Consider the following 19367-nt stretch of genomic DNA (forward strand, 5'->3'; position numbering starts at 1 on the left):
AAACAAGCTATGTAATCATTCCGCCTTTCATAAAGGAAAGGCTAACGGCGTTATGGTAGCCGATATCACTGGCTTGGACTAGCGTGTAAAACACATAAGTAGAAGAAAGATAAAAGGATTAGGTTACAAAAGATGAAAGGGATTTTGGCGCTTGTTGCTTTATTCGTGGTTATCAGTTTTTTCCCGTTTTCCAGTCTAGCTGTAGAAAAACCCTTACCTACACTGTTTGGTCAGTTACCTGACATTCAAAATGTCACACTTTCTCCGTCTGGGAAACGCATTGCATTTATTAAGAATTTTCATGACGGTGACCCTGTTTCAATACTCATTACCCGTGATTTGACGACGGGTAAAAACTACTCATTACTGTCTTCAGACAACGAAAAAGTTAAGATCAATTGGTTTCGGTGGGCGAATGATGAAACCTTATTGATAAGCGCAAAATACGCCTCCAAGTCCTTTGGTACGCGTTTTCATACGACGAGCCTTTACGTGACAAAATATGATTCTCAGGGCAAGGTTCCTACAAATTTGGTCAACAGAAAAGCTTACAAACGATATCAAATCGAAGAGTTCAAACCACAGTTTCAAGACCAAGTCGTCAGCTTTTTGCCGAATGATCCTGAGCACATCCTACTCGCCCTAGATATAGAGTTTAAGAACAACCCCTCAGTGTTCAAGGTCAACTTAAATGATGGCAAGTTTACTCGGGTAGAAAAAGCGAGATTGGGTATTCGAGAGTGGTTTGCCGATCGTCAAGGTCGTCTCGCTGTCGGTGTATCACTGAACTATGATACGGGAGAGCAACGTGTATATTATCGCGATAATAAGCAGTGGAAGGTATTGTTCGAATACAATGTGTTAGAAGACAAAGATATAGAAATTAAAGGTTTTGGACTCAACCCGAATACACTTTATTACACCGCATACAAAGGGGATTTCAAAGCCCTTTATACAATCGATCTCTCTACCAAAGAGAGTTTGGAGGTGCTGAGTGATGAGTTTTACGATGTTGATGGTGCGTTAATCTATTCTCCTGTAACTAATGACGCTATTGGTATCTATCACAACGGACCGCATTATTGGGACGAACGATTATCAAAGCTTCAAAACGGGCTTAGTCAAGCACTACCCGATTACAATACCTACTTGAGTAGTTTCAGTGCGGATGAAAACTATTACATCCTCTATGCAGACAACGATTCGACACCGGGTATGTTCTTATTGGGCGATCGCAAGCAAGGTGCTATTGAAATGCTTTTCCCCCAATACCCTCTTGTTAAATCTGAGCATATTGGGTCACATCAGTTAGTGACATACCAGGCTCGCGACGGTAAAAAAATTGAAGGCTATTTGACTCTCCCCAAACAGGGTGAAGCCCCCTATCCCACTATTATCCATCCGCACGGAGGGCCGTCTGGCAGGGATTATGGCGGGTTCGATACCTGGACAGCTTATTTTTCAGCGAAAGGGTATGCCGTTTTTAGGCCAAACTTCAGGGGGTCTTCAGGCTATGGATATGAATTTGCTCAGGCACAAGTAGGCGCTTGGGGTCTTCAAATGCAAGATGATATTACTGATGCGGCACTTTGGATGGTTGAAAGAGGTTATGCCGCAAAAGATAACATGTGTATTGTTGGTGCAAGTTACGGTGGCTATGCAGCCTTGATGGCAACGGTAAAAACACCGAATCTGTTTCAATGTGCAGTGAGTTTTGCTGGCGTCAGCGACCTCGATTTACTCTATAAAAAGAGTCGACGGTTTTTAAATACAAAATTTGTTAAGCGGCAACTGGGTGAAGATGGCGAGAGCCGAACCCAGCGCTCTCCGATAAATTTTGTTGAGACAATATCTACCCCAATATTGCTTGTCCATGGTAATGAGGATCGAACTGTCGCTGTAGAGCACAGCCGTGATATGGCCTCTGAATTAGAAGACTTTGACAAAGATTATGTTTATGTTGAGCTTGCTGGTGGCGACCATCACCTTTCTAATGAAAACAACAGACTGCGTTTTTTTGCTGAATTAGACGCTTTTCTATCAAAAAACCTCAAACAGTAGATTGGACGTGGCGACATTCCGTGAAACCGCATTGACTCTGTCTGATTTGATAATCGTTTTAACGAAAACCATTCAATACATCTCGAAAAACTAAGGTAGAATGGTGTGTTTATCTATCCAAGAGTTGAGAGTACATGACCTCCTCATCTGAGTCGTATCGCGCCACACCCACTTTGAGCATGTTCGAGTTCGTCAGCCTAATGGCGTTACTGACTTCGCTAGTCGCCCTAGCGATTGATGCGATGTTGCCTGCGCTGGATCAAATCGGTCACGACTTAAATGCGGCTAGCTCTCAACAAGCGCATCTAATTGTGTCTATCTTCTTTGCTGGTATGGCGGTAGGTCAGTTGTTTTTTGGCCCCTTTGCTGACAGTAGAGGGCGTCGTTTGACAATCCTAGTGGGATGTTTGATTTTCGCAGTGGGTACCATAATCTGTATGTTCGCGCCTACTATGGAAATCATGTTGCTCGGGCGTTTAGTGCAAGCTTTTGGCGTATCGGGCCCGAGAATAGCAGCGATGGCGGTTATTCGCGACCTGTTTGTCGGTGAGGGTATGGCAAAAGTTATGTCTTTCATCATGATGGTTTTCATACTTGTCCCTATGCTTGCGCCTATGGTGGGACAATTGATACTCAACGTATATTCATGGCCATATATCTTTGGCTTTTTCCTTATCGTGACACTCATCACTGCGGCTTGGTTTTTTGCGCGCCAGCCGGAAACGTTGCCAAGAGCCCATCGTCACCCATTTTCTTGGGACCGTTTTTTTAGTTCCTGCCGTTTCATTTTGACCAACGTCTCAGTGATGAGTTATGCGCTGGCAATGGGGCTTATATTTGGCGCATTTTTAGCTTACCTCAGTGCTTCACAAACCATCTTCTCGGGATTCTATGAATCTGCCGATATTTTTCCCTATATTTTCGCTACGCTGGCGTCGTCTATCGGACTCGCCTCATTCTTCAATGGCAAAATGGTAATGCGTTTGGGCATGAGAACCTTGTGTAAATGGGCCGTAGCGGGAGCAATCTGTTTTGCTGTCGTGTTCAACTGCCTATTAGTCGCATACGGTGGTTTGCCACCGATGTGGATGACAGTATCGACGCTGTTTGTCGGGTTTTTCTTTGTCGGCGTATTGTTTGGAAATTTGAACGCAATCGCAATGATTCCGCTTGGTGACGTCGCTGGACTCGGGGCGGCTATCATCGGTTCTATGACCAGTATGTTTGCCGTACCTATAGCGACTCTTATCGATAGCTTTGTCGATGATAATCTTTACCCAATCGGATTGGGCTTTTTGGTTTTCTTCGCACTTGCGCAAATTGCTATGATCGTGGGCAACCGCGCTTATGACGCTTCACAGTAATCTACTGATCGTTTGCTGCTTGGCGCTTTTCTCGCTTGATGATATCGACAACTTTTGACTGGCGTTTGCCATTGCGGATGCGGTCAAAGTGGATTTGTGAAGCGCCCATCGATTCGCAAAATTCGTACAAGGTATCACAGTCTTCCCGAGTGAGTTCTTCGCCAATACGGCTAAGTTGACTGTCGATAAACACGTTATCACCATTCAGTGTCAGTGTTGAAACTGCACTGTAAGGCTGTCCATATTCTTCGGTTTTTAGCGCTCTTACCATTTTTACTTCAAACACCCAATCGCCAATCCTGTGGAGACGGCTAATTTCCTTCGACATTACTACACCCAGTTACCGATAAAACAATGGTTTTACGCTTGAATACTCTTAATGGCGCATATTAAATCAGGAATCGTGCCAAGATAAAAACCTAATTAAATCCGTGCCTTGATTTAAAAGGATATTTTTGTGTGTCGCTAAACAGCAACATATTTTAGATATAAAAAAGCCCGACCAAAAGGTCGGGCAAGAGGGCTTGGTTAAGCACCTAACGACAGAAACGTTTTACGCTTCGATAATGGCTTTCATGTCAGTCATGTAGCCGCGTAATTCTTTACCAATGGTTTCTACACCGTGAGAACGAATGGCTTCGTTAACCTCTACTAAGCGCATATTTTCCACTTGGTTTGAGCTAACATCTAAACCTCGGCCGATTAGGCTAGTGTCGATGTTAGGCATTAATTTTTCTCGTAACAATGGGATTGCTGCGTTGGCAAATAGGTAGTTACCGTACTCCGCCGTATCAGAAATGACGACATTCATTTCATATAAACGCTTTCTAGCAATTGTGTTTGAGATCAACGGTGTCTCGTGAAGCGATTCATAATACGCTGACTCAGGAAGTATGCCTGCTTCAACCATTACGTCGAACGCGAGTTCTACACCAGATTTGATCATTGCAACTAGCAAAATGCCATTGTCAAAAAACTCTTGCTCGCTGATTTTACCTTCATATGCTGGCGCATTTTCGAAACCAGTTTCACCCGTTTCTTCACGCCATTTAAGCAGGTTGGCATCACCATTTGCCCAGTCTTCCATCATAACGCGAGAGAATTCGCCACTAATGATGTCATCTTGATGCTTTTCGAATAGTGGACGAAGCATCGTAGTCAATTCTTCTGATAAGTCGTAAGCTTTGACTTTAGCTGGGTTAGACAAGCGATCCATCATATTAGTCACGCCACCGATTTTAAGAGCTTCGGTGATCGCTTCTAATCCGTATTGAATTAAGGCACCGGCATAAGCCGAGTCGATACCATCAGCAATCATTTTCTCGTAAGCGAGTACAGCGCCAACCTGTTGCATTCCGCACAAGATGGTTTGTTCACCCATTAAGTCAGACTTAACTTCAGCAACAAAAGAAGATTCTAGTACTCCAGCTCTGTCGCCGCCTGTTGCGCTAGCCAAAGCTTTTGCGATATCCCAACCTTCGTTGTTAGGATCATTCTCAGGGTGAACTGCGATTAGTGTTGGTACACCAAAACCGCGCTTGTATTCTTCTCTAACTTCAGAGCCTGGGCTCTTGGGCGCACACATCACAACCGTGATGTCGCTGCGAATCTGTTGGCCTTCTTCTACCACGTTGAAACCGTGAGAGTAGCCCAAAGATGCGCCTTGTTTCATAAGCGGCATTACCGCTTCAACTACGCTTGCGTGTTGCTTATCTGGCGTTAGGTTGTAAACCAAATCCGCCGTAGGAATCAGTTCCTGATAAGTCCCCACAGTAAAACCGTTAGACGTTGCACGAACGAATGATTCGCGCTTTTCGTCAATTGCTGCTTGGCGCAATGCGTAAGCAACATCTAGCCCTGAATCGCGCATGTTAAGACCTTGGTTAAGGCCCTGAGCGCCGCAGCCGACGATAACTATCTTTTTTCCTTTAAGGTGCTGACAGCCATCAGCGAATTCGTCACGCTGCATGAAGCGACAGCGACCTAGTTGGTCCAATTGCTGGCGCAGAGACAGGGTATTGAAATAATTAGCCATATATAATTCCGAACATCGAATACTTGTTGTTACCAACACCAACCTTGGCGTTGATGACCTCGTCAATGACGACTTGGGATTGAGCTTAGTGTATTCCTTTTGTTTTGAAAAATGATATATTTGCAAAACTGTATTGCAAAATGTGAAATATTAATGGATTTTCGAAGTCTGCAGCTATTTACACACCTTGCCTCAACACTGCATTTTGGTGAAACCGCAGAGGCTATGTTTGTGTCGCCATCAACATTAAGTCGAGCGATTCAAAGGCTTGAAGAAGAGTGTGGCTGTGTGCTGTTTAAGCGTGACAATCGTTCTGTTGCGTTGACTCACAGTGGACACAAGCTTCTGACTTTTGCGCAGCAAACGTTGCAAGACTGGCAAGGATTACAAAAAGAGCTGAAACAAGACAGCGAAACACTCCAAGGAGAGCTGAGCTTGTACTGCTCAGTCACAGCGAGCCAAAGTTTTCTACCTTCGGTACTCAATAGTTTTCGGCAACAGTACCCGGGTGTAGATTTGCGCTTGGTGACAGGTGACCCAGGGCTGTCGATTGACAATGTCAAAAACAAACTGTGTGACGTTTCCATTGGTATTCATACGCCAGATTTTCCAACCGACTTAGTGTTTTCCAGATTGGGCCACATTCCACTGGTACTTATTGCACCAAGAGACTGGCGTCTCACTCAGCTCAGCCATATCGATTGGCGTCAGCATCCCGTTGTCATGCCAGAACATGGTCCAAGTCGACGCATTGCCTATCACTGGTTTGCAGAACATAACATTAGGCCAAATGTGTATGCGCAGGTGGCGGGCAACGAAGCTATCGTCAGTATGGTGGCGCTGGGTTGTGGCGTGGCATTTGTACCGCAAATCGTGCTTGATAATTCGACGATGGCATCCAGTGTGTCGCGAATTATAGTGGATGACGTAGAAGGATATGAGTTGGGCTTGTGTTGTTTGCAGTCTCGCCGGACAGAACCACTTATTGACGCCCTATTTCAGTCGCAGTTCAATTGATTTATTAGTTTATCAAGTGCTCTAAACCCCAGAGCTTCTGCGACATGCTTGTGTGTAACACGCTTTGCTTCATCGATATCGGCGATGGTTCTGGCGACTTTCAATGCGCGATGAAAAACTCGCATTGAAAGCTTGAGTTGTCCGCACCACTGCTTAACTTGGTTTAAATCATCTTCGGACATCATACAGTGATGGGCCAGTTCACTGCTGCTGAGTTTTTGATTAATTTTGCCCTGACGCTGCCATTGGCGTTGCCTCGTTGCAACAACGCGCTGTTTGGCTTCAAAGGCAGAATCACAGTGGGTTGAGGTAATTTGGGGTAACACGTAGTCTGGTAGTTTTGGTACATCAACCTGAAGATCGATTCGGTCTAGCAGTGGTCCAGATAAACGGTTTAAATAGCGTAAAATTTGGTCGGGTGTACTTCTACCATCATCAATGTCCCCCGTTGGGCTTGGGTTCATAGCGGCAACTAATTGAAATTGAGCGGGAAAACTCGCAGACCCTGATGCACGGGCGATGTCGACGGCACCCGTCTCCAAAGGTTCACGCATCACGTCCAATACTTGTCTGCCAAATTCTGGTAGTTCATCCATAAACAATACGCCGTTGTGAGCGAGCGATATCTCTCCTGGCATTGGGTGGGTGCCTCCACCGATCAATGCGACCGCTGAAGCGGTGTGGTGAGGTTGACGAAAGGGCCGCTGGAATAAAGCAGAATGATCAATATGCTCACCTTTGATCGAACGAATCGCGGCAGATGATAAGGCTTCTTGCAATGTCATGGCAGGGAGAAGCTCTATCAGGCGGCTCGCGAGGAGGCTTTTTCCTGTTCCCGGTGGCCCGACAAAGAGGATGTTATGCCCGCCAGACGCAGCAATCAGTAGTGCGCGCTTTGCCGCGCCTTGGCCAATAATATCATCCCAGTGCGCTTGGCAATGCTCAGTGTCAGAAGGATGATGTGGTTTAGCGATGTGGCGTGTTAGCAAACGTTTATCCGTGAAATGCAAGTACACATCAAGTAATCGCTGAGCAGCGATAAACGCCAAGCCGCTTACCATTGCTGCTTCGTGTTCATTGTCAACAGGTAGCAATAGTGTTTTGTTGTCTTTATGACACATTAGGGCGGCTGGGATGGTACCTTTGATTGGCCTTATGTCACCAGTTAGGCCTAATTCGCCTATGCATTCTACGTCGGATAAACACCCTTCAGGAAGTAAACCGCTGGCAGCTAGTATGCCAAGGGCTATTGGTAAGTCGTAGCGACCACCAGACTTTGGCACATCGGCCGGGGCAAGGTTGACGGTAATACGTTTGGCCGGGAACTCGAAACCGGAGTTGATGAGTGCTCCTCGTACTCTATCCCTCGCCTCTTTGACCGCGGTTTCAGCTAAACCGACAAGGTGAAATCCGGGTAGCCCATTGGCCAAATGAACTTCTACTGAAACTTTGGGCGCTTCTAAGCCCTGTCCTGCCCGTGTATGGATAATAGCTATGCCCATAAGCGCTCTCCCGTTGAGCCGCTTATATTATCGAGCCAAGGCAATGTGAAATACTGGTCTAGGGCCCAGATTTATCAGCGCTAAATACAGGCAGTTGCCAATGCCATCGCATTGCACCAAGGCGCATAAGCACTGTCGTTATTAAGGCGCCTAATCCGCACAACTGACTGTCGATACCAATGTGCGCACACAAAGCGTACACCAGCCCACCACAAATACAGGTAAACGCATAGAGCTCGCCAACTAAAACCAGAGGCACCTCGCGGCAAATCACATCTCGCAAAAGCCCACCAAAAACACCTGTGATCGTGCCCATAGCGATAGCCACGACCATAGGTGTGCCATTGACTAATGCCTTTTCTAGGCCCACAACATTAAATAAAGCCAAACCAAATGCATCGGCGATCAATAGGTAGTGATAGGGAAAGCGGGGGGTAAAACGGAGCCAGACGATGGTGCCTATTGCGGCGAACAAGGTGGAATAGACGTAATCGGGTTCAACTATCCAAAAGACCGGCACATCTAACATGATATCTCGCAGCGTCCCACCACCAATGGCGGTTACAGAAGCGAGCACAATGACACCGAATCCATCCATGCGTTTCTGGTAGGCCATCAATGTTCCCGAGATAGCGCAAACGGCTACGCCGATCAGATTCAGCCAATGAAACCAGTCGCCCATTGAACCCTCTTTGAAAATGGTGATAAGTGAGAATCGCTAGAGTAGTCGTTTTTAATCGCGCTTACCACTGATAGCAATGGATGATTGCACCTCGCAACTAGACAAAACTCCTTGCTAGTACAAGGTCAATCATGGTATTTGTAAAAAAGGCAAAGCAGTGCAGCCACACTGAATTCTTCACTCAGCCAAGTGAATGCCTTTTCGAATATTCCTATCTTGTTGATTTTTGACAGATTCTGTCACCTTAGTCTTTGTCGAGCTAAAGTCGCTCGAATAGTTGTGCTTGTGCGATAGCACACGTAACCAGCGCCCAGCGTAAACTAAAGTTTGAACTTGCTAGTGGCAAATCAAGCTTGAACCGTTTGGGACTCGTTCTGCTGTCATGTATTATTCGTTGCGGTATTAATTTCGCGATATACGCGGTTTTTTCGGACAACACGATGTCTGGTTCAATAAGGAATAAACATGGCTAAGCAACCTGCTGACTTAATTTGGTTTAATGGTGAAATCATCCCTTGGCAAAACGCCACGGTTCACGTAATGAGTCACGCAATTCATTACGGTTCATCGGTATTTGAAGGTGTTCGTGCGTACAACACTCCAGACCAGGGCACATGTGTGTTCCGTCTGCATGACCACAACCGTCGTTTGTTCGATTCTGCAAAAATATATCGAATGACTATCCCGTACACTTTGGACCAAATTAACCAGGGCACCATTGATATTATTCGTGAAAACCAGTTGAAGTCTGCTTATATCAGACCAATCGCGTTCTACGGTGATATCGGTATGGGGCTACAAGTGCCATTTGGCCAAGAAACTGAAGTTACGATAGCGGCATTTGAGTGGGGTGCATATCTGGGCGAAGAAGCGCTGAAAAATGGCGTTGATGCAGGTATCTCTTCTTGGAACCGTTTAGCGGCAAATACGATGCCTACTGGTGCAAAAGCCGGTGGTAACTACTTGTCTTCACAGCTTATTTCAATGGAAGCCCGTCGCCATGGGTATGGCGAAGGTATTGCACTCGACCGCAACGGTTACATCAGTGAAGGTGCAGGTGAAAACATTTTCGTTATCCGTAATGGCGTAGTGAGCACGACACCAAAAACGGCAGCGATTTTACCTGGTATCACCCGCGATACCGTTATCACCTTGCTAAAAGAAATGGGTTACGAAGTTCGCGAAGAGAATATTCCTCGTGAAGCTATGTATCTCGCTGACGAAATTCTAATGTGCGGTACGGCAGCGGAAGTGACGCCTGTACGCAGCGTAGATGGAATTGAAGTGGGTAATGGCGGCCGTGGCCCTATCACTAAACAAGTTCAGGACATGTTCTTCGGCCTATTCAATGGCTCAACACCTGACAAATGGAACTGGTTGACACCGGTTTACAAATAACTCTTTGACTGGAATTTATCATGCCTAAATTACGATCTGCGACAACAACTCAAGGAAGAAATATGGCTGGCGCCCGCGCATTGTGGCGCGCCACTGGAATGAAAGACAATGACTTTGGCAAGCCGATTATTGCGGTTGCTAACTCATTTACGCAGTTTGTCCCCGGGCATGTCCACCTCAAAGACCTTGGCCAACTCGTCGCCCGAAGCATCGAAGAAGCGGGCGGCGTAGCCAAAGAATTCAACACCATCGCAGTTGACGATGGTATTGCGATGGGGCACAGCGGCATGCTGTACAGCTTGCCATCACGTGAAATCATTGCTGATGCAGTAGAATATATGGCAAACGCTCATTGTGCTGACGCGCTCGTGTGTATTTCTAACTGCGACAAAATTACTCCCGGAATGTTGATGGCTGCAATGCGCTTAAACATACCCGTGGTATTTGTTTCTGGCGGCCCGATGGAGGCTGGCAAAACTAAACTTTCTGATCAGATCATTAAACTCGATTTAGTTGATGCCATGGTTGCAGCCGCGGATGACAAAGTCAGTGACGCTGACAGTGAAGAAATCGAGCGTTCGGCTTGCCCCACGTGCGGTTCGTGCTCTGGTATGTTCACTGCTAATTCAATGAACTGTTTAACCGAAGCACTTGGCTTATCTTTGCCTGGAAATGGCTCAATGCTGGCCACCCATGCGGACCGTGAGCAACTCTTTATCAAAGCGGGTAAAGTGATCGTAGACTTGTGTGAGCGTTGGTACAAAAACGATGATGCTAGTGCGCTTCCTCGTAATATTGCCAACTTTAATGCTTTCGAGAACGCCATGAGCCTCGATATTGCGATGGGCGGCTCAACCAATACTATTTTGCACTTATTGGCTGCGGCTATCGAAGGTAAAGTCCCTTTCTCGATGGAAGACATCGATCGTTTGTCCCGCAAAGTGCCACATCTGTGCAAAGTTGCGCCGTCGACGCAAAAATATCACATGGAAGATGTCCACCGAGCGGGTGGGGTTTTGGGTATTCTGAATGAGTTAAACAAAGCCAAATTGTTACACGACGACTGTCATCATGTTTTGGGTGGGTCTATGGGGGAAGTTATTTCTCAATGGGACATCACTCAAGAAGACAATGAGCAAGCAAATACGTTTTACCGTGCCGGTCCTGCAGGAATTCGCACGACCAAAGCGTTCAGTCAAGACTGCCGTTGGCCAGACGCCGACGCCGATCGCGAAAACGGCTGCATTCGCAGCATTGAAAATGCCTACAGCCAAGAAGGTGGTTTGGCTGTCTTGTTTGGCAACTTGGCCGAAGATGGGTGTATTGTAAAAACGGCTGGCGTTGATGAATCGATTCATAAATTTACCGGTCGAGCTCGAATTTATGAGAGCCAAGACGACGCCGTGGCGGCCATCTTAGGCGACCAGGTTGTGGAAGGCGATGTCGTCATCATTCGCTATGAAGGTCCGAAAGGCGGACCTGGTATGCAGGAAATGCTGTACCCAACGTCTTATCTTAAATCCAAAGGGCTGGGCAAAGCCTGTGCTTTGATCACAGACGGACGATTCTCAGGTGGTACATCGGGACTATCGATCGGACACTGTTCGCCAGAAGCGGCATCAGGCGGTGGAATTGGGCTTGTCGAAGAAGGCGATACGATTGAAATCGACATCCCAAATCGCACTATCAATATGTTGGTGTCAGAAGACGAGCTTGCAACGCGTCGAGAAGCGATGAATAACAGTGAAAAACCGTGGAAGCCAAAGAATCGCCATCGCGATATTTCGCTTTCGTTAAAGACGTTTGCCTTGTTGGCAACCAGTGCCGACAAAGGCGCAGTGCGCGATCCGTCTAAGTTGGAAGACGTATGACGGTATCGGCACACGAGTATCTCAAAAAAATTCTAGTGGCGCCGGTTTATGACGTTGCAGTGAATTCGGACCTTGCCTACTTACAGCGCTTATCCGCTGAACTGGGCAACCAAATTTACTTAAAACGCGAAGACCAGCAGCCCGTAAAATCGTTCAAATTACGCGGAGCCTACAACCGTATAGCGGCATTGACGGCGGAACAAGCTTCTCGAGGTGTCGTCGCCGCGTCAGCGGGCAATCATGCGCAAGGTGTCGCTTACAGTGCCAAGATGAAAGGCATCAACGCGACAATTGTCATGCCGGAAACCACCCCTGATATCAAGATTGATGCAGTGCGTCGCTTTGGTGGAGAGAGGGTTAATGTCGTACTTCACGGAACTAGCTTTGATCAAGCAAGTGATCACGCAAAGTGCTTAGCCGCGGAGCAAGGCTTCACCATGATTCCGCCTTTCGATGAGCCGGATGTCATTGCTGGGCAAGGTACAATCGCTCGCGAAATTTTGGAGCAAAATCCAAATCTAGATGTGCTGTTCATTGCGGTTGGCGGTGGTGGACTGGCGGCGGGAATCGCGGTTTATCTCAAACAGATTAAACCGAGCATTAAGCTCATTGCCGTTGAGTCTGAAGAGTCAGCTTGTTTTAAAGCGGCGTTGGCCAAAGGTGAGCCGACACCACTAGACAGCGTGGGTATTTTTGCTGACGGTGTCGCGGTTAAGCTAATGGGGAGCGAAACATTCCGCCTTTGCCAAGCGTATTTAGATGACGTGATTACCGTCAATAACGATGAAATCTGTGCCGCCATCAAAGATATTTTCGACGATACCCGTGTTATTGCTGAGCCTGCTGGGGCACTGTCAGTCGCAGCAATTCGCAAATACGTGAAAGCGAATGACGTAAAAGGTCTCAACCTCGGCGGGATTCTGTGTGGCGCAAATATCAACTTCCATACACTGAGATATGTCTCGGAACGTTGTGAATTAGGTGAACAAAAAGAAGCGGTCTTTGCGGTCAAAATTCCCGAGAGAAAAGGGGCGTTTAAGCAGTTTTGTGAATGCCTTGGCGGTAAAACCATTACCGAGTTCAACTATCGGTATTCGAGCGATAGTGAAGCGCATATTTTTGTTGGCGTGAAGTTAAAAGGTGGTATGGCTGAATATCACGCATTAACGGATGAATTGGGGTCGAAGGGTTACGCGTGTTTTGATCTGTCGGACAATGAATTGGCTAAGCTGCATGTGAGACATATGGTCGGTGGCCGACCGCCCTCTATCATCAATGAGACGGTATTGAGCTTTGAGTTTCCCGAATACCCCGGGGCCTTACTCAATTTCCTCAATACGCTCGGCGAGCTTTGGAATATTACTTTGTTTCACTATCGGAATCACGGTGCGGCGGAAGGCTTAGTGCTAGCGGGATTCGAAGTCCCCCCACAGAGCCGTAGCGAGTTTGAATCACATCTCAATGCGCTAAATTATGAGTATCAGGATGTTTCTTCAAACCCGGCCTATCAATTTTTCTTATCAAATCATTAGGGCAACATGACCGAGAAATAGCAGCTAATTAGCTGCTATTTCTAAATCCGCATAGCGAAATTTTTGAATTTTGTTGACGGGTCCAGCGGCTAACGAAATGAGTCCGCCAACAAGATAGATATGATTGTTATAGGATATCGCTTCTGCATGCCTTACCCCGGTAAAGTCTAGAGATAGTTCTCGCCACTCATTGGTAGCAAAATCAAATTCCATTACTTGGTCTGTAAACTCGTATGCACCAAAGGTGTATAGTTTGTTTTTGATAACAGCTGTTGCATGTGCACTCACTGGCTTAGGTGGTGGTGGCATTGGGGACCATTCGTTGGCTTTTGAATCTAATTTTTCAAACACCGCCATCGCCTTGTTCTGGTCGTATCCTCCCACAACGTACATGTCGTTTTTATAGTTCACCGCACTGGTTGCTTTTGCCGCAAGCATTGAGGGGCCAGATAGCCACTGATTACTATTGGTGTCTAAAACAGCGACGAGTTTGGTCGACTTGAGCGCTTTTTGGTGGCGACCTTTTGCTGCCAAATAATCGCCGCCAACAATAAAGATTTCATTACCGATAGCTACGCCAGTATTTTGAGTGGTAGCGGCGTGAAGTTTGGGTCCAAATGTGACTTCCATGGTGCGAATGTTAAGCATCTCAACGCGTTGCTCCATATTCATTCTAGAACGTTTGTTTAACGACTCGCCACCGACAATGTAAATGGTGTCTTTGCCATCATAAATGGCGCTATGGTAACGTCGAGGGATGAGTGAGATCGGCAGTTTAACCACATTGCCCGTATCCAGGTCGATTTGTTCTACCGTTCCCAATAGACCGCGAAAACCGGTACCTCCGAAAACATAGAGTTGATTGCCAACCTTGGCCGTTGCCATGCCATAGCGGGATTCATTCATCTCAATAATTTGTGAAGTATTACTGAGGTTTTCGTCTAGTGAGTGGGTCGTGGTTTGGCACGCAGTGGCGCCAAGAAATGAAAACAACGCCACAATGTAGGCTTTAAATAAGTTATTCATAACCGTCCTTGTTGTTGATGGGGTGACCTCATGTCACCCCGAGTCGATTAGTTTAACTCAACTTTCTCCAAGTGTTGAGCTATCTCTGGCCAAACGAGCGCCATTACATCTTGACGCAGTCCTTGGCTTTCTTCCGTCGCTTTCAAACTACCATCTTGGGTTTGATCTAGCCAGTGGTTGTCTTTAAGTGCAGAAATAAACGATGACAGCACATTTTTGTCGTAAAACTCTGGTGAGTTTAGGCCATACAGCTTCGATAGACGTTCGGCAACTTTACGGCTCGTTTTTTCCAATGTGCCTCGGCTCATCGCTCCCTCTTTTTCCAGTATGGTCAATACAACACCGTAACGTTGTAGTGTGTCCTGAATACTGCGGCTGAGTAGCCAAGCGGAATGGAAATGAACACTTTGTGCGTCGGGCGCTGCAAGCTTTCTACCTTTTTGCTGAATCAAGCCAATCTCTTTCATCGCGCTAACCAGCTGATCTGTGTACTTGAGCGCTTCGTCTTGGCTCATGTACATGAACAATTCTTTTTGTAGCAGTGGGTATAACGCACTGACCAATTGCAGTAACTTGCCCTTTTCTATGCCATTGTGAGCAAAAATGGCGCTCATAACCAAACTCGGCAACGCAAACAAGTGCAGGATATTGTTGCGGTAATAGGTCAGGTAAACTGCTCCCATTCCCTGTGCTTCAATGACTTTGCCATAATTGTCTTCAGTGACATTTAAACGCTTCAGTGCCAGCGTCGAGTCAAGCAACGCTTTTGCATCCTGCTCGGGTAACGTGGCATCGCTGCTGTACGGCGCGGTTTTCAGCAGTGAGAGATAATCATCGATAGCCTGTACTAGCTCACCTTCGCTCATCGCGCGGGTTTTTGACGACAAAAGACACAACGCTGTTAGCGCCATCCCGTTAACGGCCGCCGCCTTGTTTACGTTCAGCATCACAGTATTGGCAAGCTCGTTGACTGTCGGCGTCAGCCAGGCAGGCTTTTTATCCGGTTCTTGACTGACGGCATCGCGCCACTCAGGTACCTGCTTTTCGAGAAAATGGTTAAGTTGCACCGGTTCGCCGAAGTTGACAAAGCCGTGCCCGTAATTCTTGAGTTTTCTAATCGCCGAAAAAATCTGTGCCGGCGACTCTTTTTGCTTCGACTTGCCTTTCAGCTCTTTGAGATAGCTTTTGACTTCCATGACATGCTCGTAGCCAATGTAAACAGGCACGATACTCACAGGACGGTTTACGCCTTTGATAAGTGCTTGTAAGGTCATTGCTAACATGCCTGTTTTGGGTGGAATAATACGCCCTGTTCGGCTTCTACCGCCTTCGGGATAATATTTTACCGAATACCCTTTGTTAAAAAGCAGCTCAAGGTATTCACGGAATACGGCAGTATAGAGTTTGTTTCCAGCGAAACTGCGGCGCAAAAAGAAGGCTCCCGCGCGTCTGAATATCTTGCCAACAGGCCAAAAATTGAGGTTAATACCTGCTGCAATATGTGGAGTCACCATACCTTCGTGATAGATGACGTAGGTCAACAACAGATAGTCCATGTGGCTGCGGTGACAGGGCACATAGATGATCTCATGACCGTTTTGTGCGAGTTCTCGGATTCGTTCTGCATGACCTACGCTAATGCCGTTGTAAATTTTGTTCCAAATCCGAGTGAGAATCCGGTCGCCGAATCGAATCAGGCCCTCTCGGTAGTCTCCTGCGACTTCTTCAATATAACCTTTTGCTTTTTCCCTGGCCTTTTCAGGACTGATTTTTCGAGAAGCGGCTTCATCTTTCAAAGCCTTCTTGACCATTTCCGAACCCAACACAGCATTGTGTAACTCTTGCCGCTCTAATAGTGTTGGACCTGTCATTCCTTGGCGTTTTCTTTGAAAGTGAGTGCTCGCTACACGAACTAGCTTGTGGGCGATTTTCTGATCGCTACCGTGCTGGTTAGCCATTTCGCGAGTGGATACCGCTTTACTAAAGCTGATGAAGTTATCTCGACCTAAAAACAGCACGATAAACAATTTGCGTAGCCAACTTGGCGCAGCATTATCGGCGATTAAGTCACCGAAACCCGGCTTGCCTTTGTCTGGTGCCCTGCCCCAAGAAATGAAAACAGGGACGATCTGCATATCCATTTCTGGATAGTCTCGATGAACGTGAAAAAGTTGAGTAAATGCTGATTCAATGCCCGTGTCTTGCGGTGTGCGGTTGAACAAGGGTTGGGTTTTGCGCAAAAACAGGGTTGAAGGGTGTTCTTGGCCATTGAGAGAGAGAGTTTTAGTCGGGTCAGGCAGACCAAGAGATTGTGCCGTCATTTTAACGGCTAAGTGGTCTGTGACAGAGTCAGACGGTAAAAGGTATAAAATAGGTTTAGATTTATCTATACCCAATTCGGTCTCTACATTCGCCGGAATACTGTGGGCTCGAACTAACCATTTCACTGGATAATGAAACACCGACAGTAGTGCTTTACGCGTCCACGACATCAATCTGTTTTCCTGTTATTTAAAGAATCGCATGTATTTTATCATGATTTAAAAAGTGTAGGCGTTTTCACAAAAACAAATCTGTATATTGCAAGTAAATGTGTCTGTACTTTATTGATCTTTGACATCAACTGTATATACTGCCAGTTAACTGTATAGAAAAACAGGCTGTTTATGCGTCCACTTACCCCCAGACAAGAAGAAGTGCTTAATCTCATCAAAACGACCATGCAAGAGACGGGCATGCCGCCTACTCGTGCTGAAATTGCTCGTCAGTTGGGATTTCGATCTGCGAACGCCGCAGAAGAACACTTAAAAGCGTTGGCGCGAAAAGGTGTAATTGAAATTTTACCGGGCACGTCTCGTGGCATTAAATTAAACATTCCACTTGATGATACAGAAGAGGAACATGGACTGCCGTTAATTGGGCGTGTTGCCGCTGGGGAGCCTATTCTTGCACAAGAGCACGTCGAGTCTCACTATAAAGTCGACCCCCAACTGTTCTCTCCACAGGCTGATTTTCTACTTCGTGTCAGTGGGATGAGTATGAAGGATATTGGCATACTCGATGGAGATTTGCTCGCCGTGCACAAAACCACTGATGTCCACAATGGACAGGTTGTTGTCGCTCGAGTCGATGAGGACGTCACGGTGAAGCGCCTAGAAAAACGCGGCCGAGAGGTGCTGTTACACGCAGAAAATGAAGAATTTTCGCCGATCAAAGTGGACTTGGCATCCGAGCCATTCTCGATTGAAGGCATTGCGGTTGGTGTGATTCGCAATGCGGATTGGATGTAAGGATAAATGTCATCTTTGAGGGTTATCTAATATCATAGTTAACCCTTGCTCCTCTTTATTTATAATCACTTTTCTATATTAAAAACCTCAACATTTACGCTTCTTAACCTATTTATTTATATAAACGGCTACATTCACGGCCTTTAAAATCCTCTTTGCACCATTTTGGGTGATTTAATATCCACTATTTTTTTGCGTCTTCTCGCTAACTAAATATCAAAGTTGTTTAAAAAACAACCTGTTGCTCATGTATTGTGCAAATGGCACTAGACTATTGTTTGAATTTGGGTAATTCTTATACAGATGTTAACAAAACAATAACAAAGATGTTTAATTGCATTTACAGTTCGTGGTGTAAAAAACATCAATCAAGACGATTCAGCAGACTTGTCTAGGGCGGAGGTGTTGAGTGACAAAACTCTCGAAAAGCATTAACAAACTGTGGGTGGCACTGATAGCTTGGTGTGTATCTACATTCGTTGTAGCGGCAGATACCGGGGGAGCGTCTGGTGTGTCAGATCTCAATCTGAGACGCGGGGCGACAGACATTAGTAATCAAGTTTACGATCTTCACATGCTAATGTTCATTATCTGTGTCGTTATTGGCGTGCTTGTCTTTGGCGCCATGTTCATTTCTATGTACTTGCATCGCAAATCTCGCGGCGCGAAACCAGCCAATTTCCATGAAAACGTTAAGGTAGAAATCGCTTGGACGGTGGTGCCATTTTTGATTCTCATCTTTATGGCAGTGCCTGCAGCGCGAACGTTGATTGCAATGGAAGACACGACGGAAGCCGATATCACAGTCGTTGTGACCGGTTCACAGTGGAAATGGCATTACAAATACATGGATAGCGAAGTGGAATATTACTCGCTCATGGCTACCCAACGTGAACAAATTGAAAACAAGTGGGACAAAGGTGAAAACTACCTGCTTGAGGTAGACCGCCCGCTTGTCATTCCTACCGGTAAGAAAGTTCGCTTTTTGATTACATCTGACGACGTCATCCATTCATGGTGGGTGCCTGACTTTGCGGTGAAAAAAGACGCCAACCCTGGATTTATCAATGAAGCTTGGACGAAAGTCAATGAGCCGGGCATCTATCGTGGGCAGTGTGCGGAGCTTTGCGGTAAAGACCACGGTTTCATGCCTGTTGTTGTCATCGCGAAAGCACCAGCGGAATACGACGCATGGATGGCTGAGCAGGAAGATATTCGCCGTCGCGCAAAAGAAGAAGAACAACGCTTGCTCGCGATGAATATGTCGATGGACGAGTTAATGGCAGAAGGAGAACGCGTATACAACGCTACTTGTGCCGCTTGCCACATGCCAAACGGCGAGGGTCTTCAAGGCGTGTTCCCTGCACTTAAAGGTAGTTCGATGGTAATGACTGACATCGAAGGACACATAGACATCGTATTAAACGGCAAGAGCGGTACGGCAATGCAAGCATTTGGAAAAATGTTAAGTCTCAAAGAAGTTGCGGCTGTTGTTACTTATGAGCGAAATGCTTGGGGTAACAACACAGGTGACATTGTTCAACCTAAAGACGTCAACGCCGTCGCAACTGGTAACTAGGAGCGCTTAT

General features: G+C 46.4%; 14 protein-coding genes. 8 read left to right on the forward strand and 6 right to left on the reverse strand.

What is annotated here, in order from left to right; all coding sequences use genetic code 11:
* Positions 1–132 precede the first annotated feature (132 nt).
* Together AC27G9_RS12955 and AC27G9_RS12960 are read left to right on the forward strand one after the other, a co-directional pair.
* Positions 133–2061 (forward strand): alpha/beta hydrolase family protein, encoded by a 1929-nt coding sequence (locus tag AC27G9_RS12955; protein ID WP_487074855.1) that lies wholly within the window; start codon positions 133–135, stop codon positions 2059–2061.
* A 134-nt stretch (positions 2062–2195) separates the two neighbouring features.
* Positions 2196–3425, forward strand: a complete 1230-nt coding sequence (locus AC27G9_RS12960) for a multidrug effflux MFS transporter (RefSeq protein ID WP_487074856.1) — start codon at positions 2196–2198, stop codon at positions 3423–3425.
* Position 3426: 1 nt separating this feature from the next.
* Here AC27G9_RS12960 and AC27G9_RS12965 read toward each other — a convergent pair whose 3' ends face one another.
* Entirely contained in the window at positions 3427–3753 is a 327-nt protein-coding gene (locus AC27G9_RS12965) for a hypothetical protein (protein WP_487074857.1), read from the reverse strand.
* A 225-nt stretch (positions 3754–3978) separates the two neighbouring features.
* Positions 3979–5460: a ketol-acid reductoisomerase gene (gene ilvC, locus AC27G9_RS12970; RefSeq protein ID WP_487074858.1), complete on the reverse strand. Its 1482-nt coding sequence runs from the start codon at positions 5458–5460 to the stop codon at positions 3979–3981.
* Positions 5461–5613: 153 nt separating this feature from the next.
* Between ilvC and ilvY the strand changes: the two genes are divergently transcribed.
* Positions 5614–6477 carry an HTH-type transcriptional activator IlvY gene (ilvY, locus tag AC27G9_RS12975; protein ID WP_487074859.1) on the forward strand — a complete coding sequence of 288 codons (864 nt, stop codon included), beginning with the start codon at positions 5614–5616 and terminating at the stop codon, positions 6475–6477.
* Here the strand turns inward: ilvY and AC27G9_RS12980 are convergent.
* Both AC27G9_RS12980 and AC27G9_RS12985 read right to left on the reverse strand, forming a co-directional pair.
* Positions 6459–7979, reverse strand: coding sequence for a YifB family Mg chelatase-like AAA ATPase (locus AC27G9_RS12980; RefSeq protein ID WP_487074860.1), 1521 nt, complete (start codon positions 7977–7979; stop codon positions 6459–6461). The genes ilvY and AC27G9_RS12980 overlap by 19 nt on opposite strands.
* Before the next feature lie 58 nt (positions 7980–8037).
* On the reverse strand, positions 8038–8661 hold the full coding sequence (locus AC27G9_RS12985) for a trimeric intracellular cation channel family protein (RefSeq protein ID WP_487074861.1): 624 nt from the start codon (positions 8659–8661) through the stop codon (positions 8038–8040).
* 465 nt (positions 8662–9126) lie between these two features.
* Between AC27G9_RS12985 and AC27G9_RS12990 the strand changes: the two genes are divergently transcribed.
* The 3 genes from AC27G9_RS12990 to ilvA are packed head-to-tail and all read left to right on the forward strand — an operon-like array spanning position 9127 to position 13462.
* Positions 9127–10059, forward strand: a complete 933-nt coding sequence (locus tag AC27G9_RS12990; RefSeq protein ID WP_487074862.1) for a branched-chain amino acid transaminase — start codon at positions 9127–9129, stop codon at positions 10057–10059.
* 20 nt (positions 10060–10079) lie between these two features.
* A complete protein-coding gene (gene ilvD, locus AC27G9_RS12995; protein WP_487074863.1) occupies positions 10080–11930 on the forward strand; it encodes a dihydroxy-acid dehydratase in 1851 nt (616 codons plus the stop codon).
* A complete protein-coding gene (gene ilvA / locus AC27G9_RS13000; protein ID WP_487074864.1) occupies positions 11927–13462 on the forward strand; it encodes a threonine ammonia-lyase, biosynthetic in 1536 nt (511 codons plus the stop codon). Before ilvD ends, ilvA begins: the two co-directional genes overlap by 4 nt.
* A gap of 24 nt (positions 13463–13486) precedes the next feature.
* Here ilvA and AC27G9_RS13005 read toward each other — a convergent pair whose 3' ends face one another.
* Both AC27G9_RS13005 and plsB read right to left on the reverse strand, forming a co-directional pair.
* Positions 13487–14488, reverse strand: a complete 1002-nt coding sequence (locus tag AC27G9_RS13005) for a Kelch repeat-containing protein (protein WP_487074865.1) — start codon at positions 14486–14488, stop codon at positions 13487–13489.
* A 47-nt stretch (positions 14489–14535) separates the two neighbouring features.
* Positions 14536–16980: a glycerol-3-phosphate 1-O-acyltransferase PlsB gene (gene plsB, locus AC27G9_RS13010; RefSeq protein ID WP_487074866.1), complete on the reverse strand. Its 2445-nt coding sequence runs from the start codon at positions 16978–16980 to the stop codon at positions 14536–14538.
* A gap of 174 nt (positions 16981–17154) precedes the next feature.
* Here plsB and lexA point away from each other — a divergent pair, with 174 nt between their 5' ends.
* Together lexA and coxB are read left to right on the forward strand one after the other, a co-directional pair.
* Positions 17155–17778, forward strand: coding sequence for a transcriptional repressor LexA (gene lexA / locus AC27G9_RS13015; protein ID WP_487074867.1), 624 nt, complete (start codon positions 17155–17157; stop codon positions 17776–17778).
* Between the two features lie 454 nt (positions 17779–18232).
* Positions 18233–19357 carry a cytochrome c oxidase subunit II gene (gene coxB / locus AC27G9_RS13020; protein WP_487075237.1) on the forward strand — a complete coding sequence of 375 codons (1125 nt, stop codon included), beginning with the start codon at positions 18233–18235 and terminating at the stop codon, positions 19355–19357.
* The last annotated feature ends 10 nt before the right edge of the window (positions 19358–19367 follow it).

The sequence above is a fragment of the Alteromonas sp. 5NS40-0096 genome, assembly GCF_057544385.1.

Excerpts from the sequence above, each read along its gene's own strand:
- AC27G9_RS12955 (WP_487074855.1), top strand. The coding sequence starts at position 133 with ATGAAAGGGATTTTGGCGCTTGTTGCTTTATTCGTGGTTATCAGTTTT.
- AC27G9_RS12960 (WP_487074856.1), top strand. The coding sequence starts at position 2,196 with ATGACCTCCTCATCTGAGTCGTATCGCGCCACACCCACTTTGAGCATG.
- AC27G9_RS12965 (WP_487074857.1), bottom strand. The coding sequence starts at position 3,753 with ATGTCGAAGGAAATTAGCCGTCTCCACAGGATTGGCGATTGGGTGTTT.
- ilvC (WP_487074858.1), bottom strand. The coding sequence starts at position 5,460 with ATGGCTAATTATTTCAATACCCTGTCTCTGCGCCAGCAATTGGACCAA.
- ilvY (WP_487074859.1), top strand. The coding sequence starts at position 5,614 with ATGGATTTTCGAAGTCTGCAGCTATTTACACACCTTGCCTCAACACTG.
- AC27G9_RS12980 (WP_487074860.1), bottom strand. The coding sequence starts at position 7,979 with ATGGGCATAGCTATTATCCATACACGGGCAGGACAGGGCTTAGAAGCG.
- AC27G9_RS12985 (WP_487074861.1), bottom strand. The coding sequence starts at position 8,661 with ATGGGCGACTGGTTTCATTGGCTGAATCTGATCGGCGTAGCCGTTTGC.
- AC27G9_RS12990 (WP_487074862.1), top strand. The coding sequence starts at position 9,127 with ATGGCTAAGCAACCTGCTGACTTAATTTGGTTTAATGGTGAAATCATC.
- ilvD (WP_487074863.1), top strand. The coding sequence starts at position 10,080 with ATGCCTAAATTACGATCTGCGACAACAACTCAAGGAAGAAATATGGCT.
- ilvA (WP_487074864.1), top strand. The coding sequence starts at position 11,927 with ATGACGGTATCGGCACACGAGTATCTCAAAAAAATTCTAGTGGCGCCG.
- AC27G9_RS13005 (WP_487074865.1), bottom strand. The coding sequence starts at position 14,488 with ATGAATAACTTATTTAAAGCCTACATTGTGGCGTTGTTTTCATTTCTT.
- plsB (WP_487074866.1), bottom strand. The coding sequence starts at position 16,980 with ATGTCGTGGACGCGTAAAGCACTACTGTCGGTGTTTCATTATCCAGTG.
- lexA (WP_487074867.1), top strand. The coding sequence starts at position 17,155 with ATGCGTCCACTTACCCCCAGACAAGAAGAAGTGCTTAATCTCATCAAA.